This window comes from Devosia ginsengisoli (genome assembly GCF_007859655.1).
GTDB classification, from domain to species: Bacteria; Pseudomonadota; Alphaproteobacteria; order Rhizobiales; family Devosiaceae; genus Devosia; species Devosia ginsengisoli.
Window position 1 is genome coordinate 2,222,727 of sequence record NZ_CP042304.1, and the last position, 21,623, is coordinate 2,244,349.

General features: G+C 62.8%; 21 protein-coding genes and 1 pseudogene. 1 reads left to right on the forward strand and 21 read right to left on the reverse strand.

Annotated elements, in window-relative coordinates; all coding sequences use genetic code 11:
* Positions 1–24 precede the first annotated feature (24 nt).
* Positions 25–642, reverse strand: coding sequence for a trimeric intracellular cation channel family protein (locus tag FPZ08_RS10885; RefSeq protein WP_146290043.1), 618 nt, complete (start codon positions 640–642; stop codon positions 25–27).
* 79 nt (positions 643–721) lie between these two features.
* Here FPZ08_RS10885 and FPZ08_RS10890 point away from each other — a divergent pair, with 79 nt between their 5' ends.
* A complete protein-coding gene (locus FPZ08_RS10890) occupies positions 722–1,336 on the forward strand; it encodes a hypothetical protein (protein ID WP_146290044.1) in 615 nt (204 codons plus the stop codon).
* On the opposite strand, the gene FPZ08_RS10895 is transcribed toward FPZ08_RS10890, so the two are convergent.
* The 20 genes and pseudogenes from FPZ08_RS10895 to FPZ08_RS10990 form a co-directional block, all read right to left on the reverse strand.
* A complete protein-coding gene (locus FPZ08_RS10895; RefSeq protein WP_186767302.1) occupies positions 1,333–1,668 on the reverse strand; it encodes a cupin domain-containing protein in 336 nt (111 codons plus the stop codon). The two genes, FPZ08_RS10890 and FPZ08_RS10895, sit on opposite strands and share 4 nt — an antisense overlap.
* A 4-nt stretch (positions 1,669–1,672) precedes the next feature.
* Entirely contained in the window at positions 1,673–2,437 is a 765-nt protein-coding gene (gene kduD / locus FPZ08_RS10900; RefSeq protein WP_146290045.1) for a 2-dehydro-3-deoxy-D-gluconate 5-dehydrogenase KduD, read from the reverse strand.
* Positions 2,434–3,264: a 5-dehydro-4-deoxy-D-glucuronate isomerase gene (gene kduI / locus FPZ08_RS10905; protein ID WP_146290046.1), complete on the reverse strand. Its 831-nt coding sequence runs from the start codon at positions 3,262–3,264 to the stop codon at positions 2,434–2,436. Before kduI ends, kduD begins: the two co-directional genes overlap by 4 nt.
* Positions 3,265–3,280: 16 nt before the next feature.
* Positions 3,281–4,027: a FadR/GntR family transcriptional regulator gene (locus FPZ08_RS10910; RefSeq protein ID WP_146290047.1), complete on the reverse strand. Its 747-nt coding sequence runs from the start codon at positions 4,025–4,027 to the stop codon at positions 3,281–3,283.
* Positions 4,028–4,029: 2 nt separating this feature from the next.
* Complete coding sequence (locus FPZ08_RS10915) at positions 4,030–5,313, reverse strand: TRAP transporter large permease (protein ID WP_146290048.1); 1,284 nt, start codon at positions 5,311–5,313, stop codon at positions 4,030–4,032.
* Positions 5,314–5,317: 4 nt separating this feature from the next.
* Positions 5,318–5,845 carry a TRAP transporter small permease gene (locus FPZ08_RS10920; protein ID WP_146290049.1) on the reverse strand — a complete coding sequence of 176 codons (528 nt, stop codon included), beginning with the start codon at positions 5,843–5,845 and terminating at the stop codon, positions 5,318–5,320.
* Between the two features lie 60 nt (positions 5,846–5,905).
* Positions 5,906–6,883 (reverse strand): TRAP transporter substrate-binding protein, encoded by a 978-nt coding sequence (locus FPZ08_RS10925; protein WP_146290050.1) that lies wholly within the window; start codon positions 6,881–6,883, stop codon positions 5,906–5,908.
* 334 nt (positions 6,884–7,217) lie between these two features.
* The gene (gene lpdA / locus FPZ08_RS10930) at positions 7,218–8,627 is read right to left on the reverse strand and encodes a dihydrolipoyl dehydrogenase (protein WP_146290051.1); all 1,410 of its coding nucleotides are present in this window, start codon (positions 8,625–8,627) and stop codon (positions 7,218–7,220) included.
* Between the two features lie 19 nt (positions 8,628–8,646).
* The gene (locus FPZ08_RS10935; RefSeq protein ID WP_146290052.1) at positions 8,647–9,279 is read right to left on the reverse strand and encodes a LysE family transporter; all 633 of its coding nucleotides are present in this window, start codon (positions 9,277–9,279) and stop codon (positions 8,647–8,649) included.
* Positions 9,280–9,342: 63 nt separating this feature from the next.
* Positions 9,343–9,855 (reverse strand): hypothetical protein, encoded by a 513-nt coding sequence (locus FPZ08_RS10940; protein WP_146290053.1) that lies wholly within the window; start codon positions 9,853–9,855, stop codon positions 9,343–9,345.
* 74 nt (positions 9,856–9,929) lie between these two features.
* On the reverse strand, positions 9,930–10,376 hold the full coding sequence (locus tag FPZ08_RS10945) for a hypothetical protein (protein WP_146290054.1): 447 nt from the start codon (positions 10,374–10,376) through the stop codon (positions 9,930–9,932).
* Between the two features lie 160 nt (positions 10,377–10,536).
* Positions 10,537–11,817 (reverse strand): 2-oxoglutarate dehydrogenase complex dihydrolipoyllysine-residue succinyltransferase, encoded by a 1,281-nt coding sequence (gene odhB / locus FPZ08_RS10950; RefSeq protein WP_146290055.1) that lies wholly within the window; start codon positions 11,815–11,817, stop codon positions 10,537–10,539.
* Between the two features lie 12 nt (positions 11,818–11,829).
* Positions 11,830–14,832, reverse strand: a complete 3,003-nt coding sequence (locus FPZ08_RS10955) for a 2-oxoglutarate dehydrogenase E1 component (protein ID WP_146290056.1) — start codon at positions 14,830–14,832, stop codon at positions 11,830–11,832.
* A 433-nt stretch (positions 14,833–15,265) separates the two neighbouring features.
* Positions 15,266–16,170, reverse strand: a pseudogene (gene sucD, locus FPZ08_RS10960) (succinate--CoA ligase subunit alpha).
* A 63-nt stretch (positions 16,171–16,233) separates the two neighbouring features.
* A complete protein-coding gene (locus FPZ08_RS10965) occupies positions 16,234–16,761 on the reverse strand; it encodes a hypothetical protein (RefSeq protein ID WP_146290057.1) in 528 nt (175 codons plus the stop codon).
* A 4-nt stretch (positions 16,762–16,765) separates the two neighbouring features.
* Positions 16,766–17,959: an ADP-forming succinate--CoA ligase subunit beta gene (gene sucC, locus FPZ08_RS10970; RefSeq protein ID WP_146290058.1), complete on the reverse strand. Its 1,194-nt coding sequence runs from the start codon at positions 17,957–17,959 to the stop codon at positions 16,766–16,768.
* A gap of 135 nt (positions 17,960–18,094) precedes the next feature.
* Positions 18,095–19,057, reverse strand: a complete 963-nt coding sequence (gene mdh / locus FPZ08_RS10975) for a malate dehydrogenase (RefSeq protein ID WP_146290059.1) — start codon at positions 19,055–19,057, stop codon at positions 18,095–18,097.
* 270 nt (positions 19,058–19,327) lie between these two features.
* On the reverse strand, positions 19,328–20,482 hold the full coding sequence (gene zapE, locus FPZ08_RS10980; protein ID WP_146290060.1) for a cell division protein ZapE: 1,155 nt from the start codon (positions 20,480–20,482) through the stop codon (positions 19,328–19,330).
* A 169-nt stretch (positions 20,483–20,651) separates the two neighbouring features.
* The gene (locus tag FPZ08_RS10985; protein WP_146290061.1) at positions 20,652–21,251 is read right to left on the reverse strand and encodes an AprI/Inh family metalloprotease inhibitor; all 600 of its coding nucleotides are present in this window, start codon (positions 21,249–21,251) and stop codon (positions 20,652–20,654) included.
* A gap of 124 nt (positions 21,252–21,375) precedes the next feature.
* The gene (locus FPZ08_RS10990; protein WP_146290062.1) at positions 21,376–21,609 is read right to left on the reverse strand and encodes a hypothetical protein; all 234 of its coding nucleotides are present in this window, start codon (positions 21,607–21,609) and stop codon (positions 21,376–21,378) included.
* Positions 21,610–21,623: the final 14 nt, after the last annotated feature.

Genomic DNA, 21,623 nt, shown 5'->3' on the forward strand with positions numbered 1-21,623 from the left:
ACGACGGCACGATGCGGCCGGGTTTCATTTCCGCATCTCCCGGTCGTAGACGAATTTCGGCATTTCCCAGCGGAAGATCAGGGCCAGGACACGCAGGACAAAACCGATGGCGATGGCAATAATGGCCATCAGGTCGCCCGGCAGCCCGCCGATCAGGCCGACGTAGTAGACGCCACCGGTCACCATGGAGACGGTGGCATAGAGCTCGCCCTGGAAAATCAGCGGAACGTCATTGCACAGCACGTCGCGCAGGATGCCGCCCGCCGTCCCCGTCACCATGCCGGCCACGATGACGATGATGGGATGCACGCCCGCCTCGATGCCAATATTGCAGCCGATGACGGTGAAGACGACGAGCCCCAGCGCATCGAGCAGCAGGAACGGCCAGCGCAGGCGATCGACCAGCCGCGCCAGCGGAATGGTGATCAGGGCCGCAGCACAGACCTCCAGCAGGAGATAGGGGTTTTCGACCCAGACCAAAGGATAGTGATCGAGCAGAATGTCCCGCAAGGTTCCTCCGCCCAAAGCCGTGACGCAGGCGATAAGGCAGACGCCAAACCAGTCCATGTTCCGTCGGCCTGCCGCGAGCGCCGCAGTCATCGCTTCGGCGGCAATGGCTATGTAGAAGGCAATGAGCAGCATGCTCCGTCCTGACTTGTCGAAACCGGGTTGTCTTGCGCCACGTTATCGCAAGAGATTGCCGCGTCCAGTGAGAGCCAGCATGCGCCAGCCCAAATCCGTCAAAAGCCTCGAGGATCTCGGCCGCGTCCGCCTCAGCAAGAACTTCTTCCTGCGCGATTTCCTCTATTCGGAAATCGCCGTCATGCATGGCTTCCAGAACATTCCTAATGATCCCGACCTCGCCATAGCAGCCGGCAAGGCGCTCTGCGAAACCCTGCTCGAGCCGCTGCAGGCGCGCTTTGGCAAGATTTCCATCCGCTCCGCCTATCGCTCGTCCGAGGTCAACCATTTCGGCAATGTCCACAAGCTCAATTGCGGGCGCAACGAAACCAATTTCGCTGGCCATATCTGGGACCGTCGCGATGCCGAAGGTCGCATGGGCGCCACCGCCTGCATCGTCGTCAACCGTTTCGTCCCCTACTACGAGCGCACCGGCGACTGGGAAGCCATGGCCTGGTGGGTGCATGACCACCTGCCCTATCACGACATGGAATTCTTCCCCCGCTACGCCGCCTTCAACCTGCAATGGCGCGAGGAGCCGGAGCGCCGTATCTACAGCTTCATCCCGCCAAGGCGGGGACGGTTGACCGAGCCGGACAACTGGGGCGGCAGGCACGACGCGGCCTATGCGGCGATGCTGGCGGAAATCGGCTAGACGAAATCCGCCCGCATGGGCGTGAACACATCCACCAGCCGCCCGCGCGTCAGGGCCACCACGCCATGCACCAGCCCCGACGGCACGATGAAGCTGCCGCCCTGCTCCACCACCTGGCTTTGCCCGTCGATGGTCACCTCGAACCGCCCCTCGGCCACATAGCTCACCTGGATATGGGGATGGCTGTGCGGCGCGCCGACAGCGCCCTGCTCGAAGCCGAATTCGACCTGCATCAGCTCCGGCGTATGGATCAGCACGCGCCGCGTATTGCCCGGCGCCAGTTCGGTCCAGTCGGTTTCGTTGGGCTGCGCGAACAGCTTCTGCTCACTCATCTCGTTACCTCGCCAGCCACCCGCCATCCACCGGGATGACGGCGCCATGCATATAGTTGGACGCTTGCGACAGCAGGAATACCGCCGCATCGCCAATGTCGGACGGGGCGCCCCAGCGTCCCGCCGGAATGCGTCCGAGGATCGCGGCCGACCGATCCGGATCGGCCCGCAACGCCTCGGTATTGTTGGTCTCGATATAGCCGGGGGCAATCGAATTGACGTTGATGCCCTTGGCCGCCCATTCGTTGGCCAGCAGCCGCGTGATCCCCAGCACACCGCTCTTGGAGGCGGTGTAGCTGGCGACGCGAATGCCGCCCTGGAAGCTCAGCATCGATGAGATATTGACGATCTTGCCGGTCCGCCCCGCCGCCATGGCGCGCTTGCCGAGCGACTGGCACAGGAAGAACATCGTCTTGAGGTTGATGTCCATCACCTGGTCCCAGTCGGCCTCGGTGAAATCCACCGCATCGACCCGCTTGATGATGCCGGCATTGTTGACCAGCCCATCAATGGGACCATGCTGCTCCCAGGCGGCATCGAACATCGCCTGCGCCGCAGCGGTCGAGCCCAGATCGGCCTTCACCGCCACGAATTCTGCTCCGAGACCCGCCAGCAGCGCAGCCGTCTCGTCCATGTCCGAACGGCCAACGCCGATCACCTTGCCACCAGCCCGGCCGATGCCGAGCGCAATACCCTGCCCGATGCCGGTATTGGCCCCGGTCACCAGGACTGTCTTGCCAGCAAGGCTGAATGCGGAAAGATCGGTCACAGCAGCTCGTCCATGCCGACCTTCTCGGCGTCGGTATAGTCGATATTGTCGCCGGCCATGGCCCAGATGAAGGTGTAGGAACCGGTGCCCGCGCCGGCATGGATCGACCAGGGCGGCGAGATCACCGCTTCCTCATTGCGCATGATGATGTGGCGCGTCTCGTCCGGCTCGCCCATCAGATGCACAACGAAGGCGTCGGGCTTGAGGTCGAAATAGAGATAGGCCTCCATGCGCCGGTCATGCACATGCGCCGGCATGGTGTTCCACACCGAACCGGGGGCGAAGCTGGTCAGGCCCACCACCAGCTGGCAGGTCTTGACGCTGTCGGCATTGACGAACTGGAAGATCGTGCGCTCATTGGCCGTTTCCTGGCTGCCCATTTCCAGCCGCTTGGCGTCGCCCTGCCGGATCAGTTTCGTCGGATGGCTGGCATGGGCCGGCGCGCTCAGCAGGTAGAATTTGGCGCCCTTGCCCGAGAAGCGCACATCCTTGGCGCCCATGCCCACATAGAGCATGTCGCGCGAGCCCACGGCATAGTCCTGGCCATCGATCGAAATCGTCCCGGCTTCGCCGATATTGGCGGCGATCAGCTCGCGGCGGTCGAGGAAATTGGCCGTGCCCGTCGGCTTGATCGCTTCGAGCACGAGCGCTCCGCCGGCAGGCACGGCACCACCCACCGCCATGCGGTCATAATGGGTATAGGTCCAGTTGACGGCGCCCGGCGCAAACAGGTCATCGATCAGGAAATGCTCGCGCAATTCCTCGGTATTCATGGTCGCGGCCGATACGGGGTCGATGGCAAAACGGATGTCGAAATCGGTAGTCATAAAATAATCCTGTAATCTACTTGCGCGGGTCCGAAGCCGGCCCGCTGTCCCGAAGGCGTTGACGATAAAGTTCCTGGCTACGCACCAGATGACGGCGCATCGCGGCCCGCGCCGTTTCGATATCCTGCTCGCTGATCGCTGAAATGATCGTCCAGTGCTCGGCCTGCACGGCCCGCTGGTATTCGCGTGACAGGACGGTTTCGATGGGCCAGGGCGCCTGGACATCGCAGGGAATGGCGCGGGTGCCCAGCGCTTCCAGCACCTCGACATAGAAGGGGTTGCTGGTTGCCGCCGCGATGGCGTGATGCAGGTTGAAGTCGGCCCGGCCGGTCGGTTCGTCCCGTTCGAGCAGCCGGTCGAATTCGTGGAATGCCTCGTGGATCGCGGCATCCTGCGAATTGGTGCGCCGCTGCGCGGCGAGCCCGGCGCTCTCGATTTCGATGCCCATGCGCACTTCGAGCACGTTGATCGCGTCCGAGATGCGGTTGCCGCTATCGATAGCGCGCATGCCGGCCCGCGCCAGCACGAAGACGCCCGCGCCCTGTCGGGCCTCCACGATGCCGTCGGCCGCCAGCGCCGCAATGGCCTCGCGCACCACCGTGCGGCTGACCCCGAAAATCTTGGTCATCTGGCTTTCGGTGGGCAGCTTGCTGCCGGTGTCGTATTCCCCCGTGACGATGCGCTTGCGCAGCGTCTGCACCACCAGTTCAGCCAGCTTGGGCTTGCGCCCGCCGGGCGCTGCCCCGATGTCGGGCATGCTCATGACTAGCCCCGGAACAGAGCCGGCAGCCACAGCGACAGCGCCGGAATATAGGTCACCAGGGCCAGCACGATGATCCCGGCCAGGTAGAATGGCCAGACGCTCTTCATCGCTTCCATGACGGTGATCTTGCCCACCGCCGCGGCCACGAACTGCACCGGCCCGAGTGGCGGCGTGTTGAGCCCGATGCCCAGGTTGAGGATCATGATGACGCCGAAATGCACCGGATCAACGCCGAAGGCCTTTACCATGGGCAGGAAGATCGGCGTGGTGATGATGATCAGCGGCCCCATATCCATGAAGGTGCCGAGCAGCAGCAGCACGATGTTGATCATGATCAGCACCAGCAGCGGATCGCTGGAAATCGCGGCCATGCCGGCGGTGAGGATGGTTGCCACCTTGAGATAGGCCATCAGCCAGCCGAACGAGGCGGCCGCGCCGATGATGAACAGCACCATGGCCGTGGTCCGCACCGCGCCCAGCACGGAGTGGACGAATTCGCTCCAGCTCAGCGAGCGATAGACCAGCAGCGTCACCAGCAGCGCATAGATCACTGCGATACACGAGCTTTCCGTCGCCGTGAAAATGCCAGAACGCACGCCGCCGAAGATGATGGCGATCAGCATCAGGCCGGGAATGGACACGAGCAGGAAATAGCCGGCCCGGCGAAAACCGGGAAATTTCTCGGTGGGATAGCCGCGCTTCACGGCCACCCAATAGGCGGTGACGCTCAGCGCCGCAGCCAGCAGCAGGCCGGGAATGATGCCCGCGGTGAACAGGTCGGCAATCGAGATATTGCCGCCCCCGGCGAGCGAATAGATGATCATGTTGTGGCTGGGCGGCAGCAGCAGCGCGATCAGCGCCGCCATGGAGGTGACGTTGACGGCATAGTCGGCGCCATAACCGCGCTCTTTCATCTGCGGGATCATGATGCCGCCCACCGCAGCCGCCTCGGCCACGGCCGAACCGGAAATGCCGCCGAACAAGGTCGAGGCCGCGATATTGACCTGCCCCAGCCCACCGCGCACATGCCCGATCAGCGCCCCGGCAAAGGAGATGATCCGCGCCGCGATACCGCCGCGCATCATCAGGTCGCCGGCGAAGATGAAGAAGGGAATGGCCAGCAGCGTGAAGGCGGAAACACCCGAATTGAGCTGCTGGAACACCACGATGGCCGGACGGCCGAGATAGATGATGGTGGCGAAGCTGGCGATACCCAGGCAGTAGGCGATCGGCGTGCCGATCACCATCAGCAGGGTGAAGACACCGAAAAGAATCCAGTATTCCATAGTCTCAGGCCTCGGTGATCGTGGGATCGACGGGGATGTCGTCAATCGGCTCGCCCGCAGCCCGCAGCAGCAGGCGCTCCAGCGAGAACAGGCACATCAGGATGCCCGAGACCACGATGGGGAAATAAGTGAAAGCGGTGGGCAGGCCCAGCACCGGAATACGCGTCGACCAATAGCGTATGGCCAACTCGCCGCCATAGAACACCATGCCGAAGGCAAAGGCGAAGATGCAGATATCGCTGATGGCGCGCAGCCACGGCTTCGCGCCTGGCGGCAGCACATAGATCAGCACGTCGAACCCCATATGGAAGTTCTCGCGCACGCCGACCGCCGCGCCCAGAAAGATGAACCAGGTCATGATCATGATCGCGCCGGACTCGGTCCAGGCAGGCGACGAATTGATCACGAAGCGCATGAACACCTGGTAGGCGACGATCGCGGTCATGGCCACCAGGCCCGTTCCGGCCACCCACAATGCGGCGTTTGAAACCTGACCCAGCACACGGCTGGTCGCCAGAAGCCTGTCTTTCATGATTGTCCTCCGGCAAGCAGAACGGGCCGGCGTGGAGACGCCGGCCCGCAACGCGCAAGATTATTCGGTGGCCTGAATGCGGGCAACCAGGTCCTTGAGCTTGGGATCGGTGACATACTTGTCATAGACCGGGCCCATTGCTTCGATGAAGGGAGCCTTGTCGACTTCGTTGATGACAGCGCCCAGCGCTTCCACGGCAGCCTTGGATTCGACTTCCTTGGCGGCCCACAGCTCGCGCTGCTTGGCCACGGATTCCTGGGCGGCTTCACGGAACAGCACCTGGTCTTCCGGCGTCAGGCCATCCCAGACGACCTTGGAGATCACCAGGACTTCCGGCACCATCAGGTGTTCGTCGAGCGAGTAATACTTGGCGACTTCGGCATGGCCGGCGGTGTCGTAGCTCGGATAATTGTTCTCGGCGCCATCGATAACGCCGGTCTGGATACCCGAATAGACTTCGCCATAGGGCATCGGGGTGGCATTGCCGCCAAAGGCCGCAACCATGTCCACGAAGATGTCCGACTGCATGACGCGCAGCTTCATGCCCGCCATATCGGCCGGCGTATTGATCGGCTTGCCGCTATTGTAGAACGAGCGGGCGCCGCCGTCGTAATAGGCCAGCGCAATCACGTCCACGGCGTCGAAGGCCTTGAGGATTTCCTCGCCGATCGGGCCATCGAGCACATGGTGCATGTGGTCGGCCGAGCGGAAGATATAGGGCAGCTGGGTGACGGTGGCTTCCGGCACCTGGGTACCGAAGGCGCCGATCGAGATGCGGTTGAGGTCGATCACGCCGAACTGGGTCTGCTCGATCGTGTCCTTTTCTTCGCCGAGCTGGGCGGAGTGGAACACTTCGACCGAATAGCGGCCATCGGTCTTCTCGCTCAGCAATTCGCCGAAATACTTGACCGCCTCGACGGTCGGATAACCATCGGGATGGGTATCGGACGAGCGCAGCACGGTCTGGGCGCTGGCCGTCGAAGCCATCATTGCAGCAGCGACGAGTGCGGTCGCCGCCAGTTTAGGCAGATGAAACATGGAAATGTCCTCCCAAAGGTGACATCGGTCCGGCCTTCTCGTGCCGTCCGTCGATGCCGTTGATCCGCGCCGGGACTTCCCTCCCGCCGCTCAAGCCGCTTGAGGTCTTCTGGACTCCATGCAAGCTTGGTGAAGAACTGGTATGGAAGACGAAAACGGAAGTCAACATACAATAATTCGTAACTTGTATGATGAATTTTGACCCGAATTTGCCCCTATGGGGATAAGTTTTCCGGCGCTGCCGCACACCTGATCAGGCCAGGATTTCCATTATAACAACAGAAACGCCGCCGGGGATAAGCCGGCGGCGCAATGACTTAGCTCTGATATCAGATCAGATATGGATGGCGCCGTCGCCGAGCGACAGGGCCGCTTCGCGCACCGCTTCCGACAGGGTCGGATGGGCATGGGTCGAGCGGGCCAGGTCCTCGGAAGAACCCGAAAATTCCATCAGCACGACAAGTTCGTGGATCATCTCGCCGGCATTCTTGCCGACGATATGCGCGCCCAGCACCCGGTCGGTCTCGACATCGGCGAGGATCTTGACGAAGCCCTGCGTCGCCAGCATGGCCTTGGCGCGACCATTGGCGGTGAAGGGAAACTTGCCAATCTTGTAGTCCACGCCTTCAGCCTTGAGCTCGTCCTCGGTCTTGCCGACCGAGGCGATTTCCGGATTGGTATAGACCACCGCCGGAATGGCGGCATAGTTCACATGGCCGGCCTGGCCATTGAGAATTTCGGCCACGGCAATGCCCTCGTCCTCGGCCTTGTGCGCCAGCATCGGCCCGGCGATGACGTCGCCAATGGCATAGATGCCGTCGACCGAGGTCTTGTAGTGCTGATCGACCCGCACGCGGCCGCGCTCATCCAGCGCCACGCCCACGATGTCGAGGCCCAGCCCCTCGGTGAAGGGCTTGCGGCCGATAGCGACCAGGGCCACATCGGCGTCGAGAATTTCCATATCGCCGCCCTTGGCCGGCTCGACCCGCACCTTGAGCGAACCGTCGTCCTGCCTGTCGATGCCGGCGACCTTGCTGGAGAGCTTGAACTCCATGCCCTGCTTCTGCAGCATGCGCTGGAACTGGCGGGCCACTTCGCTATCCATGCCGGGCAGGATGCGGTCGAGATATTCCACCACCGTCACCTGGCTGCCCAGCCGCGCCCAGACCGAGCCCAGCTCGAGCCCGATGACGCCGGCACCGATGACCAGCAGCTTGCCCGGCACCTTGTCCAGCGTCAGCGCGCCGGTGGAGGTGACGATCTTCTTTTCGTCGATCTCGATGCCCGGCAGGCCGGCCGATACCGAACCGGTGGCGATGACGATATTCTTGGTCTCGATCTCGGTGGGTGCGCCGGTCTGCGGCGTCACCAGCACCTTGCCGGGTGACACGATGGTGCCGATGCCGCGCAGGGTGGTGATCTTGTTCTTCTTGAACAGGTAATCGACCCCGCCGACATTGGCCGCAACCGTTTCGGTCTTGTGGTTCATCATCTGCGGCAGGTTCAGCGTCGGCGCGGGAATGTCGATGCCCAGCGCCTTGAAGCCGTGCCCGGCCTCTTCGAACAGCTCGGAGGCATGCAGCAGGGCCTTGGAGGGAATGCAGCCGATATTGAGGCAGGTGCCGCCCAGCGTCGCCCACTTTTCCACCACCGCAACCTTCATGCCCAGTTGCGCCGCCCGGATCGCCGCGACATAGCCGCCCGGACCCGAGCCGATGATGGTGAGATCGAACGCGTCTGCCATTTGTAGCCCCGAAAACCTGTTAGTGTTGCTGCGCTATCGCCACGCGGACGGCCAGCACAAGGAATGTAATGCCGGTAACCCGATTAAACCACCGGCCGAAACGGAAAAAGCCCTGCCGTACCGAAGGTGTCGTAAAGAAAACCGACACCAATGCGAACCAGGCAAAAAGCATGAGGCTCATGCACAGCACATAGAGCACCTTGATGTCACCGCCCGTATGCGCCGAAACCAGCGTGGTGAAAAGCGCGAGGAAAAACAGCACGGCCTTGGGATTGAGCAGGTTGGTGAGGAAGCCCAGCGCAAAGGCGGCGAAATCGCCCCGCTTCGCCGCAGTCAGGTCATCTTCCGCCGGCGGCTTGGGCGCCGGACTGCGCAGAGCCGAAATGGCCAGCCACACCAGATAGGCCGCGCCGATCCACTTGATGATGTTGAAGGCCAGCAGCGACTGGCTGACGATGACGCCGATCCCCAGCAGCGTATAACTGCCGTGAACCAGGATCGAGGTGGCAATGCCCGCCGAGGTGAGCAGGGCGGCTCGCCGCCCATGGGCGATGGACTGGCGCAGCACCATGGCGAAATCGGCGCCGGGAATGACCGCATTGATGCCGAAGGCCAGCATCAGCGCGGCAAATTCGAACCAGGGAAAGCTCATGCCATGCCACCGCAATTGTTGCGGTTCAGCAGTTACACTAGGCACAGGCCTGCGGCAATGTGGTCAGTCGCATCCCACAAGGGTAAAGGCGTCCCCGATGTCGATACCGTCCATCCACTCGGTCTGCCGGTAGTTGGAATACCACAGGCTTGCCGCCAGGTTGGGCAGGATGACCTGCTCGGGTGCCACGGCGCCGGCATCGGTATCGAGGAACCGCACCTTGCCGTCATACTCGCCGTAGATGGCCGGATACTGGGTATTGTCGAGGAAGCCGCAGAATTCGACCGGCGCGCCTTCCTCGGCAAATTCGGGCGGCGTGCACGGCCCCTCTATGGACCAGAGCGGCGAGCCGAAGCCATTGGGAATGCTGACCCCGCCCTGCATCTCGACGCCCGAATTGGGCAATTCGAGATAGAAGGCGGCCATCTGGTTGGGCGCGGCAAACTGCGGCACCCGCTTGAAGGTCAGCCACCACGGCGCGTCCGGCTGCTTGTAGCGCGCATTGGTCAGCGTGCAATCCGCGGCCTGGGCAGGAACCACCAGCAATAGTGAAGCCAGGAAAATCGACCGCCACATAATACGCCCCTCTCCAATAGCGGGGACAGGTTAGCGCAATGGCGTCGGCCGCCAACCCGCATGTGGGGGTGGCGTTACTGCGCCGCGATGTCCTGGGCCTTGGCCAGGGCGTCGGGCAGGCTTTTGTCGATATCGAGCGCCCCGCTATCGACCTGTTCAAGGAAGGCGCGGCAGAAGCCATCCTTGTCGCCGGCCTGATTGTAGGCGCTCATGATCTCGGCGCCGCCATAGGTTTCGGCGGCCTTCTGCTGACCTTCGGCGCCCCCGCCCAGCCGCTCGATGACCCGGTTGGCCAGGTCGAGGAAACCGATATTGCGCAGGTACCAGTTGTCGCTGGCGGTCTTGTAGGCGGAGTCGAGCCCGGTGGTTTCGTAGCAATGGGTGGTCATCACCGAAACGATGGCGCGCGAGCCGTGGAAGGCCATCAATTCGCCGATCAGTTCGGCATCCGCGGCATCCTGTGCGGAAGCGGGGACAAGTGTGGCGAGCCAGATGACGACGGGAAAAATCAGGGGACGCAACAGGCGCACTACTCCGGGAAAAACGCGTTAGCATCTGGACCACTGACGTTAACAGACTGTTAGCATCTGGCGTCACCGACATCACGAAAACGCTAGCGAACGCGTTAACGAAAAGGGCCCGCCGAAGCGGGCCCTCAAACTGTCATCGCTTTGCGGCGAACTAGAGGTCGAGCACCAGGCGTTCCGGCGCTTCGAGGCTTTCCTTGACGCGGACCAGGAAGGTCACGGCTTCCTTGCCGTCGACGATCCGGTGATCGTAGGAGAGGGCAAGATACATCATCGGGCGGATGACAATCTGGCCACCGACCACGACCGGCCGTTCCTGGATCTTGTGCATGCCAAGAATACCAGACTGCGGCGCGTTGAGGATAGGTGTCGACATCAGCGAGCCGTAGACGCCACCATTGGAGATGGTGAAGGTGCCACCCTGCATGTCAGCCATGGAGAGCTGGCCGTCGCGGGCCTTCTTGCCCAGCGCGTTGATCGACTTCTCGATATCGGCAATCGACATCTGGTCGGCATTGCGCACCACCGGGACCACGAGGCCCTTGTCGGTACCCACAGCCACGCCGATATGGGCATACTGCTTGTAGACCAGGTCATCGCCGTCGATTTCGGCATTGACCGAGGGGATCTCCTTGAGCGCGTGCACCACGGCCTTGGTGAAGAAGCCCATGAAGCCCAGCTTGACACCATGCTTCTTCTCGAACAGCTCCTTGTAGGACGCGCGCAGGTCCATCACCGGCTTCATGTCCACCTCGTTGAAGGTGGTCAGCATGGCGGCAGTGTTCTGCGCATCCTTGAGGCGGCGGGCGATGGTCTGGCGCAGGCGAGTCATACGGACCCGCTCTTCGCGGGCGGCATCGTCTGCGGCAACCGGGGCACGCGGAGCGGCCGGGGCCTTGGCCTCGACAGGCTTGGCGGCGGGAGCGGCAGCAGGAGCCGCCTCGGCCACAACAGGAGCCGGCTTGCTGGCAGCAGCCACCACATCTTCCTTAAGCACCTGGCCGCGCTTGCCCGAACCCTCGATGTCAGAGCCGTTGAGGCCGGTCTCGTTGAGCATTTTCTGCGCGGATGGCGCCGGCGGCATGGACGTACCGCCAGAGGGTTTGACCGGCTCGGGGCCGGCAGCATTGGCGGCAGGCACTTCGGCCTTGGCGGGCGCGGCAGCGGCAGGGGCCGGTGCGGCGGCAGCGCCGGCCCCTGCCCCGCCGATGGCGCCGAGCAGCGCGCCCACATCCACCGTCTCGCCCGGCTGGACGGCAATGGCTTCGAGCACGCCGGCGGCCGGCGCGGGCACTTCGATGGTCACCTTGTCGGTTTCCAGCTCGACAATGGGCTCGTCGGCGGCGACGGTGTCGCCCACCTTCTTGAACCACTGACCGATGGTCGCTTCGGTGACGCTTTCGCCCAGCGTCGGCACGCGGATTTCAGTCGACATTGGCTTGTCCTTTTATTGGCCGAGGGCTTCGTCGAGGAAGGCCTGCAATTGGGCTAGATGGGTCCGCATCAGACCCGTGGCAGTGGAAGCGGAGGCCGGGCGGCCGGTATAGCGCACGCGCTGGCCGGTCCGTCCCATCTGGTCGAACACCCATTCAACATAGGGCTGAATGAACGCCCAGGCACCCATATTCTTGGGCTCTTCCTGGCACCAGATGATCTCGGCATTCTTGAATCGGCTCAACAGGTCGAGCAGGGCCTTGGCCGGGAACGGATAGAGCTGCTCGATGCGCAGTAGATAGACATCGTCGATGCCCTTCTTCTCGCGATCTTCCAGGAGGTCATAGTAGACCTTGCCGGTGCAGAGCACGACGCGGCGGATATTGTCGTCCGCAGCCAGCTTGATCGTGGTCTTGGGCACGCCCGGCGCCTCGGCATCGTCCCACAACAGGCGATGGAAGCAGGAATCCGGCCCCATTTCAGCCAAGCCCGACGTGGCCCGCTTGTGGCGCAAGAGGCTCTTGGGCGTCATCAGGATCAGCGGCTTGCGGAAGTCGCGTTCCATCTGGCGGCGCAGCACGTGGAAGTAGTTGGCCGGCGTCGTGCAGTTGGCGACCTGCATATTGTCTTCGGCGCAAAGCTGCAGGAAGCGCTCGGGACGGGCCGACGAGTGTTCCGGCCCCTGCCCTTCATAGCCATGCGGCAACAGCATCACCAGGCCCGACATGCGGAACCACTTGCGCTCGCCCGAAGAGATGAACTGGTCGATCACCACCTGCGCGCCATTCACGAAATCGCCGAACTGGGCTTCCCAGATGGTCAGCGCCCTGGGTTCGGCGAGCGAATAGCCGTATTCGAAACCGAGCACGGCCTCTTCCGAAAGCATCGAATTGATGACCTCGAAACGGCTCTGCTCGGGATCGAGATTGTTGAGTGGCGTATAGGTCTTGTTGTCGACCTGCTGGTCGTTGAGCACCGAATGGCGCTGGCTGAACGTGCCGCGCTCGACGTCCTGGCCGCTGAGGCGGACCGGATGACCATCGGTCACCAGCGTACCGAAGGCCAGGGCCTCGGCCGTGGCCCAGTCGATGCCCTCGCCGGATTCAATCGCCGCCAGGCGATTGTCCATGAAGCGCTTGACCGTCTTGTGGACGTTGAAGCCTTCGGGAATGCGCGTGAGCGCCGTGCCGATGCCGGTCAGGCGGTCGATCTCGACGCCGGTCTGGCCGCGACGCGGGCCTTCCTGCTCGGCCTGCTTGAAATCCTTCCAGGCGCCATCGAGCCAGTCGGCCTTGTTCGGACGATAGTCCTGCCCGGCCTCGAACTCGCTTTCCAGATGCGCGCGCCAGCCGGCCTTGAGCTTTTCGACTTCTTCGGCCGTCAGCAGCCCTTCGGCCACCAGCTTTTCCGAATAGAGCTCGAGCGTGGACTTGTGGCTGCGGATGCGGGAATACATCAGCGGCTGGGTGAAGCTGGGCTCGTCGCCTTCATTGTGGCCGAAGCGGCGATAGCAGAACATGTCGATGACGACGGGCTTGCCGAACTTCTGCCGGTACTCCACCGCCACCTTGGCCGCGAAGACCACGGCTTCCGGATCATCGCCGTTGACGTGGAAAACCGGTGCCTCGATCATCTTGGCAACATCGGTCGGATAGGGCGAAGAGCGCGAATACATCGGGCTCGTGGTGAAGCCGATCTGGTTGTTGATGACGAAGTGGATCGAGCCACCCGTACGATGCCCCTTGAGGCCACTCAGCCCCAGGCATTCGGCAATGACGCCCTGCCCGGCAAAGGCCGCATCGCCATGGATCAGCAGCGGCAGCACGGTGGAGCGGTCAGGCTTGCCATCGACCGCGATATTGATCAGCTTGCCATCGGGCGCGATATGCTGGTCCTGCTTGGCGCGGGCCTTGCCCAGCACCACCGGATCGACGATTTCCAGATGCGACGGGTTCGCCGTCAGCGACAGATGAACCTTCTTGCCGTCGAATTCGCGGTCGGAGGACGCACCGAGGTGGTACTTCACGTCGCCCGAACCCTCGACGTCGTCAGGGTAGAAGGCGCCGCCCTTGAATTCGTGGAACAGGGCGCGATGCGGCTTCTGCATCACCTGGGTCAGCACGTTCAGGCGACCGCGGTGGGCCATGCCCAGCACGATGTCCTTGATACCCAGGGCACCGCCGCGCTTGATGATCTGCTCGAGCGCCGGAATGGTGGATTCACCGCCATCGAGGCCGAAGCGCTTGGTGCCGGTATACTTGACGTCGATATACTTCTCGAAGCCTTCGGCCTCGATCAGCTTGGCCAGGATCGCCTTCTTGCCTTCGGCGGTGAAGGTGATTTCCTTGTCCGGGCCCTCGATGCGTTCCTGAATCCACTGCTTGGCTTCAGGATCGGAGATATGCATGAACTCGATGCCGACAGTGCCGCAATACGTGCGCTGCAGGATCGCCAGCATTTCCGGAATGGTCGCGTATTCGAGACCCAGATAGTTGTCGATGAAGATCTTGCGGCTGAAATCGGCCTCGGTGAAGCCATAGCTGGCCGGATCGAGCTCGGGGGCCGGCTCTTCTTCCATCAGCTTCAACGGATCGAGATCGGCATGCAGGTGGCCGCGCATGCGATAGGCACGGATCATCATGATGGCGCGGATCGAATCGCGCGTGGCCTGCAGCACATCGGCGACCGACGACTTGGCGACGCCCAGAGCCTCGGCCTTCTTGGCCACGGCCTTTTCGGTCTTGATGGCGATTTCGCCCCAATTGCCGTCCAGCGCGCTGACCAGTTCGCCATTGGCGGTCTGCGGCCAGTCCTTGCGGCTCCAGCTCGGCCCTTCGGCATTCTGCTGGGCCACCCCTTCGCCATCGTCGAGCTTGGAAAAGAAACTCTTCCACGTCTCGTCGACACTGCCAGGGTCGGTCTTGTAGCGGGAATAGAGTTGTTCGATGTAGTCGGCGTTCCCACCATAGAGGAACGAAGTCAGCAAGAACGTGTCGTTCTTTTCCTGTCGTGTCATCGCTTTTTCATGCGAGGCCCACGCCCCGCCATCCTTCTCAACGAACCGGCCACCGGCCGGTTTCATGGGCGGTCAAAGTTTCGGGGATATTGACCGCTTTTCCTTTGTATCTTGTTAAGACTTGCGGCGCTGTTTGGCGCCGCGGCTCACTTGATTGTGTACCCACCGCAGACATTGAACGGGTAGCACCGTTCTGTGTCCGAAGCGCGACCGACATTGGTCGCATCCGGCACGCTTAGATACCCCCTCCCTAGCTGCGCCAGGGCCTCGCGGCCCGGCTTCGCTACCCTCCCCCTCAAGGGGGAGGGTGGAGGCGGTGGGCACGGCAAGCGAATGCCACGTCCACCACTGTCACCCTCCCCCTTGAGGGGAGGGTATCGGAGCTAGGCCCACCGGGCCGTAGCGCAGATAGGGAGGGGGTGACCTGACAATCTCACCCCTTCAGCACTTCCGCCAGCGTCGCGCCGATGCGGGCCGGCGAGGCCGAGACGCGAATCCCTGCCGCTTCCATTGCCGCGATCTTTTCCTCGGCGCCGCCCTTACCGCCGGAAATTACGGCGCCAGCATGGCCCATGGTGCGGCCCGGAGGGGCCGTGCGCCCGGCGATGAAACCGGCCATCGGCTTCTTGCGGCCGCGCCTGGCCTCGTCGATCAGGAACTGGGCAGCATCTTCTTCGGCCGAACCGCCGATTTCGCCGATCATGATGATCGACTTGGTGGCTTCGTCGGCAAGGAACATTTCGAGCATGTCGATGAACTCGGTACCCTTGACCGGATCGCCGCCGATACCGACGGCAGTGGTCTGGCCGAGGCCTTCATTGGTGGTCTGGAACACTGCTTCATAGGTAAGCGTGCCCGAGCGGGAAACAATGCCCACGCTTCCCTTGGAGAAGATGGAGCCCGGCATGATGCCGATCTTGCATTCTTCCGGCGTCAGCACGCCCGGGCAGTTCGGCCCGATCAGCCGCGACTTCGACTTGTCGAGCTTGGCCTTAACCCGCACCATGTCGAGCACAGGCACGCCTTCGGTGATGCAGACGATGAGCGGAATTTCCGCATCGATCGCTTCCTCGATGGCCGCAGCGGCGCCAGCGGGGGAACATAGATCACCGAGGCATTGGCGCCGGTGCGCTCCTTGCCTTCGGCCACCGAGGCAAAGATCGGAAGCTCCGTCCCATCCACGCCGGAGGACCAGGTCTCGCCACCCTTCTTGGGGTGGGTGCCACCGACCATCTTGGTGCCGAAGTAAGCCAGCGCCTGCTCGGTATGGAACGTGCCGGTCTTGCCGGTCAGGCCCTGTACGAGAACGCGGGTGTCTTTGTTGACGAGAATGGACATCTATTTCTCTTTCGTCTCTGGGCGCGCGGCGCCATTCGCCTGCCGGGGCAAGGCGCCGTTGAACTAGTCGGCCGTTTCGGCCTTGGGGGTGATGATGGATAGCTGGATCACGAAGGTATTCTGGGCCAGGTGGGTCAGCAGCAGCCGGTTCTTGTCATCCGTACCGGCGAGGCTGGCAAAGATGCCGTCGCCATTCTGGATCGACTCGCCTTCGTAGCGGTCCAGGTTCTGAATGGCCTGCACCTGGCCATCGGCATTGCCGGTGACATCGCTGACATCGACACGGCAATAGCCGAAGGTGAGGTTGGGATAGCTTTCGATCAGCGCGAACATGGTGGCGTAGCCGATGCCCGGCAAATCCTTGCTGCCCGAATAGGAGCGCACATAGGGGCTTTCCCCGCCATCGTCATAGGCATCCCAGCCCTTTTCGATGGCCGCTTCCACCGCCAGCACGTCGCCGGCAGCAAAGGTCTCGCACATTTCGAGCGCCGCAACACTCTGCGGCACGGCGCCCGGCTTGGTCTTGCCCTGCGCCGCCACCGGGGTGACGCAGAGGGCAAGAACAGCGATGGCGGCGAGACCGGCGCGCATCGCGCTAGCCCTGCACCGCCTTGACGATCTTCTGGGCGGCATCGTCGAGGTCGTCGGCCGAGATGACGTTGAGGCCGGACTGATTGAGGATGGCCTTGCCTTCCTTGACATTGGTGCCTTCGAGGCGAACCACCAGCGGCACTTGCAGGCCCACTTCCTTGACCGCGGCAATCACGCCCTCGGCGATGACGTCGCAGCGCATGATGCCGCCGAAAATGTTGACCAGGATGCCCTTCACCGCCGGATCGGCCGTGATGATCTTGAACGCGGCTGTGACCTTTTCCTTGGAGGCGCCACCGCCCACGTCGAGGAAGTTGGCCGGCTCGGCGCCATAGAGCTTGATGATGTCCATGGTGGACATGGCAAGACCCGCGCCATTGACCATGCAGCCGATATTGCCGTCGAGCGCCACATAGGCGAGATCGAACTTGCTGGCCTCGATTTCCTTGGCGTCTTCCTCGGAGAGGTCGCGCAGGCCCTTGAGCTCGTCATGGCGGAAAGCGGCATTGTTGTCGAAGCTGACCTTGGCGTCGAGCACGCGCAGATGCCCGTCGGTCATCACGATCAGCGGGTTCACTTCCAACAGGCTCATGTCGGTTTCGGTGAACGCCTTGTAGAGGATGGGGAACAGCTTGGCGGCATCGACCTTGGCATCGCCGTCGAGCTTGAGGGCCATCACGATCTCATCGACATTGGCGGCGGTGACGCCGGCCATCGGATCGATATCGACCGCAATGATCTTTTCGGGCGTGTCATGCGCAACGGCCTCGATATCCATGCCGCCTTCGGTGGAGACGACGAAGGAGACGCGGCCGGTGGTGCGATCGACCAGCAGCGAGCAATAGAGCTCGCGGGCGATATCGGCGCCGTCTTCGATATAGAGGCGGTTGACCTGCTTGCCGGCCTCGCCGGTCTGCTTGGTTACCAGCGTATTGCCCAGCATTTCCTTGGCATTGGTCACCACGTCCGCGATGGACTTGGCGAGGCGCACGCCGCCCTTGGCGTCGGGACCCAGTTCCTTGAACTTGCCCTTGCCACGCCCGCCGGCATGGATCTGGCTCTTGACCACATAGAGCGGGCCGGGCAGCGATTTCGCCGCCGCTTCGGCTTCATCCGCAGAAAAGATCGCGACGCCTGCCGCAACCGGCGCGCCATACGACTTCAGCAGCTCTTTGGCCTGATGTTCATGGATATTCATGTCTGGTCCCCTTGGATGGGTATGCGCTGCACCGACAACACCCTATCACCGGGTCATTCCCGCGAAAGCGGGAACCTCTGTTTGCGGCGCAAGAAACGGAGGTCCCCGCTTTCGCGGGGATGACTCCGCGGTTTGTTACGCCAGCTTCGGCGCGATCTTCTTGCAGGCCTCGATCAGGCCTTCGACGGCGCCGACCGACTTGTCGAACGCCTTCTGTTCAGCAGAGTTCAGTGAAATCTCGATGACCTTCTCGGCGCCACCGGCACCGATGACCACGGGCACGCCGACATAGGTGCCTTTGACGCCATACTGGCCGTCGAGATAGGCCGCGGCGGGCATGACGCGCTTCTTGTCCTTGAGATAGCTCTCGGCCATGGCAATGGCGGAAGCCGCCGGCGCATAGAAGGCCGAACCGGTCTTGAGCAGGCCGACGATCTCGGCGCCGCCGTCGCGGGTGCGCTGCACGATGGAATCGAGCTTTTCCTTGCTCATCCAGCCCATCTTGACCACGTCGGTCAGCGGAATGCCGGCAACGGTGGAATAGCGGGTCAGCGGCACCATCGTGTCGCCATGGCCGCCCAGCACGAAGGCGGTGACGTCTTCGGTGGAGACGCCCAGTTCTTCGGCGATGAAGTGGATGAAGCGCGAGCTGTCGAGCACGCCGGCCATGCCGATCACCTTGTTGGCGGGCAGGCCGGAGAACTTCTGCAGCGCCCAGACCATGGCGTCGAGCGGGTTGGTGATGCAGATCACCAGCGCATTCTTGGCATATTTGGCAATGCCCGCGCCCACCTGCTCCATCACCTTGAGGTTGATTTCCAGCAGGTCATCGCGGCTCATGCCCGGCTTGCGCGGCACGCCGGCCGTGACGATGACCACGTCGGCATCCTTGATGTCCTTGTATTCGGACGTGCCCTTGAGCGATGCGGCCAGGCCCTGGGCGGGTGCGGACTGGGCAATATCGAGCGCCTTGCCCGGCCCGATGCCTTCCTGCACGTCGAACAGGACCACGTCGCCGAGTTCCTTCTGGGCTGCCAGCAGCGCCAGCGTGCCACCGATCTGACCCGAGCCAATAAGAGCGATCTTCTTGCGCGCCATAAGTCCTCATCCCAGACTGCGTTGAATTGGCGCACGTCTTAACCCCGTCGATCATGAGGGGCAAGTGAACCGTTCGTCTAAACGGGATTTAGGCCCTTGCTGATGGGCGAAGGGGGCGTGCCGGATGGGCACCTCTTCCCTTCTCCCCTTGAGGGAGAAGGTGCCCGAAGGGCGCATGAGGGGTATCGAGCTATCCAAGGACATTGAAGCATAGGCGAGCGCAAGACCCCTCACCCGGTTTTCCGCTGAACGCGGAAAACCACCCTTCCCTCAAGGGGAGAGGGGAGGCTCAGTGGCCTCCCGCAGCCCCTTGCCCAGATATTCCTCCGACTGCATCTCATCGAGTCGCGACACGGTGCGCTGGAATTCGAACGCCGTCCTGTCATCCTTGCCCAACTGTTCCAGCGGCACGGCGAAGCTGGCGCCGAGCTTGACGCCGCGATCGTAGAGATTGTCGATCAAAAGGATGAAACGCTTGGCGGCGTCGGACATGGTGCGACCCATCTGCGGCACATCGTCGATGATGATGGAATCGAACTGGTGGGCGATGCGCACGAAATCGCGCGAGCCCAGCGGCTTCTGGCAGAGGTCGGCAAAGCCGAATCGCGCCGCGCCCATGGCCATAGATGGCACCGGGATTTCCCGGCCGATGCTTTCGACCACGCCGGGATGGCCGGGCTCGCCCCCGGTGATGCGCAGCCAGAGCCGGTCCATCTCGGCGCGCACGTCCGGGCCGGTGCCGAAGGCATAGACATGCTGGCCGGCAAATTTCATGCGCCGGTAGTCCCGCGCCGCCGGCAGGGCCGCCACGGTCACATGGCTCTTGAGCAGGTCGATGAAGGGCAGGAAGAGCTGGCGGTTGAGACCGTCCTTGTAGAGCTCGTCCGGCACGACATTGGACGTCGCCACCAGCGTCACGCCATTGGCGAAGAGCTTTTCGAACAGGCGATAGAGCAGCATGGCATTGGTGATGTCATGCACATGGAATTCATCGAGGCAGAGCAGGCGCAGGCCGGATTTGACGATGGGCTTCACCACGGCCTCGACCGGGTCGGCATCCTTGCCCTTCTTGCTTTTGCGGAAGGCGGCCATGCCGGCATGGATCTCGTCCATGAATTCATGGAAATGCACGCGCCGCTTCTGCCGGATCGGCACGGCGTCGAAGAACAGGTCCATCAGCATGGTCTTGCCGCGCCCCACCTCGCCATGGAGGTAGAGCCCGCGCACCGGCTCGCCTTTGTCGAAGAGCTTGCCCAGGAGGCCCTTGGGGCGTTCGGCCGAAACCCCGGCCAGTACGGCATCGAGCAGCATGGCGGCCTCGTGCTGCGCTGGATCGGCCAGCAGCGCGCCACGCGCCGCCAGGCCCTCATAGGCTGAGGTGACGGGGCCGGTTTTCTTGGAAGGGCGGACGCGCGAAGGGCTCAAGTGACGCAGATTCTTTCAGTAGACCTCATGGTGAGCTTGTCGAACCACGAGGTCGTGCCGCCAATCGTGCCACGACCTCGTGGTTCGACAAGCTCACCATGAGGTCTACCGGCGGAATGGAAACGCCTGGAATAAAGCCGGCCATTTTGCGGGCCGGCTTCACTGAAACTTACCTGGACATCGAGATGGCCTGGCCACCGCCCATCGTGCCGATATAGCGGCCGCCCGACGGGGCGAGGAAGGCGGCGATGTTGCCGTTTTCATCATAGAGCTGGAGCTGGCTGCCCACCTGCTGCCAGCCGGTGACCGAGGCGATCTGCGGCACGGTGCAGCCCGGCGCCGAGGCGCGGTAGTAGCTGGTGCCGGTCTTGGCGGTCATCGGCAGGTTGATGCGGCAGGTCGCGGCGCCGGCAACGACGTTCCACACGCCTTCAGGACCGGCGCTCATGCCGCCGGCAACCGGCTGGGCCAGCGGATCGAGCGACACGATGGAGGGCAAGGTGCCCGGCGCGGTCGCAGCCGTCTGGGTGGCGGGAACCCCGCCCAGCACCGGCTGGCCGGAAAGGCCCGGCGCCGGCGTACCGGTTGCGCCAATGGCGGGCAAAGTGCCCTGCTGTACTGTGGAATTCTGCACCGGCTGCAACTGCTGTGGCTGGCCGATCGTGTTGAGATTGGCCGTATTGGACCCGGTGGACTGGCATGCGGCCAGCACAACGGCGATTGCCGCCACGCCCACCGCGGACAACGATCCGCGCATCCAATCCGTCATAGGTTTCCGCTCCTGCCCCAGGGGGCTTAACAAAGGTTAACAGCTTGTTTGGCTTATAACCAAACACCACGCTGCGTTCAACCGCCCGGCCCGCACTGTCAGCAGGACTGAGCAATGTGGCGTTTTAGCGGTCGGAGGCCGCCATTTCCTTCAACAGATCTTCTGCCAAAGCCGTTGCATCGCGCGCTTCTTCTTCGGGCACCTGCACCGGAACGCCTTCCGGCCCAAACAGATTCGTCACCCCCGGCAGGCCGCCATCGCCCTGCTCCAGCGGATTGAAACCATAGGCCCGCAACGCCACCACCAGCGCCCGCGCCTGCGAGGGATTTTTGACATGGGCGATGATCTGGTAGGTCATGGGCTTCTCCCGCG

Excerpts from the sequence above, each read along its gene's own strand:
- FPZ08_RS10890 (WP_146290044.1), top strand. The coding sequence starts at position 722 with ATGCGCCAGCCCAAATCCGTCAAAAGCCTCGAGGATCTCGGCCGCGTC.
- FPZ08_RS10895 (WP_186767302.1), bottom strand. The coding sequence starts at position 1,668 with ATGAGTGAGCAGAAGCTGTTCGCGCAGCCCAACGAAACCGACTGGACC.
- FPZ08_RS10935 (WP_146290052.1), bottom strand. The coding sequence starts at position 9,279 with ATGAGCTTTCCCTGGTTCGAATTTGCCGCGCTGATGCTGGCCTTCGGC.
- FPZ08_RS10955 (WP_146290056.1), bottom strand. The coding sequence starts at position 14,832 with ATGACACGACAGGAAAAGAACGACACGTTCTTGCTGACTTCGTTCCTC.
- FPZ08_RS10915 (WP_146290048.1), bottom strand. The coding sequence starts at position 5,313 with ATGGAATACTGGATTCTTTTCGGTGTCTTCACCCTGCTGATGGTGATC.
- kduI (WP_146290046.1), bottom strand. The coding sequence starts at position 3,264 with ATGACTACCGATTTCGACATCCGTTTTGCCATCGACCCCGTATCGGCC.
- FPZ08_RS10925 (WP_146290050.1), bottom strand. The coding sequence starts at position 6,883 with ATGTTTCATCTGCCTAAACTGGCGGCGACCGCACTCGTCGCTGCTGCA.
- lpdA (WP_146290051.1), bottom strand. The coding sequence starts at position 8,627 with ATGGCAGACGCGTTCGATCTCACCATCATCGGCTCGGGTCCGGGCGGC.
- FPZ08_RS10940 (WP_146290053.1), bottom strand. The coding sequence starts at position 9,855 with ATGTGGCGGTCGATTTTCCTGGCTTCACTATTGCTGGTGGTTCCTGCC.
- FPZ08_RS10985 (WP_146290061.1), bottom strand. The coding sequence starts at position 21,251 with ATGACGGATTGGATGCGCGGATCGTTGTCCGCGGTGGGCGTGGCGGCA.
- sucC (WP_146290058.1), bottom strand. The coding sequence starts at position 17,959 with ATGAATATCCATGAACATCAGGCCAAAGAGCTGCTGAAGTCGTATGGC.
- FPZ08_RS10910 (WP_146290047.1), bottom strand. The coding sequence starts at position 4,027 with ATGAGCATGCCCGACATCGGGGCAGCGCCCGGCGGGCGCAAGCCCAAG.
- odhB (WP_146290055.1), bottom strand. The coding sequence starts at position 11,817 with ATGTCGACTGAAATCCGCGTGCCGACGCTGGGCGAAAGCGTCACCGAA.
- FPZ08_RS10965 (WP_146290057.1), bottom strand. The coding sequence starts at position 16,761 with ATGCGCGCCGGTCTCGCCGCCATCGCTGTTCTTGCCCTCTGCGTCACC.
- FPZ08_RS10885 (WP_146290043.1), bottom strand. The coding sequence starts at position 642 with ATGCTGCTCATTGCCTTCTACATAGCCATTGCCGCCGAAGCGATGACT.
- FPZ08_RS10920 (WP_146290049.1), bottom strand. The coding sequence starts at position 5,845 with ATGAAAGACAGGCTTCTGGCGACCAGCCGTGTGCTGGGTCAGGTTTCA.
- mdh (WP_146290059.1), bottom strand. The coding sequence starts at position 19,057 with ATGGCGCGCAAGAAGATCGCTCTTATTGGCTCGGGTCAGATCGGTGGC.
- FPZ08_RS10990 (WP_146290062.1), bottom strand. The coding sequence starts at position 21,609 with ATGACCTACCAGATCATCGCCCATGTCAAAAATCCCTCGCAGGCGCGG.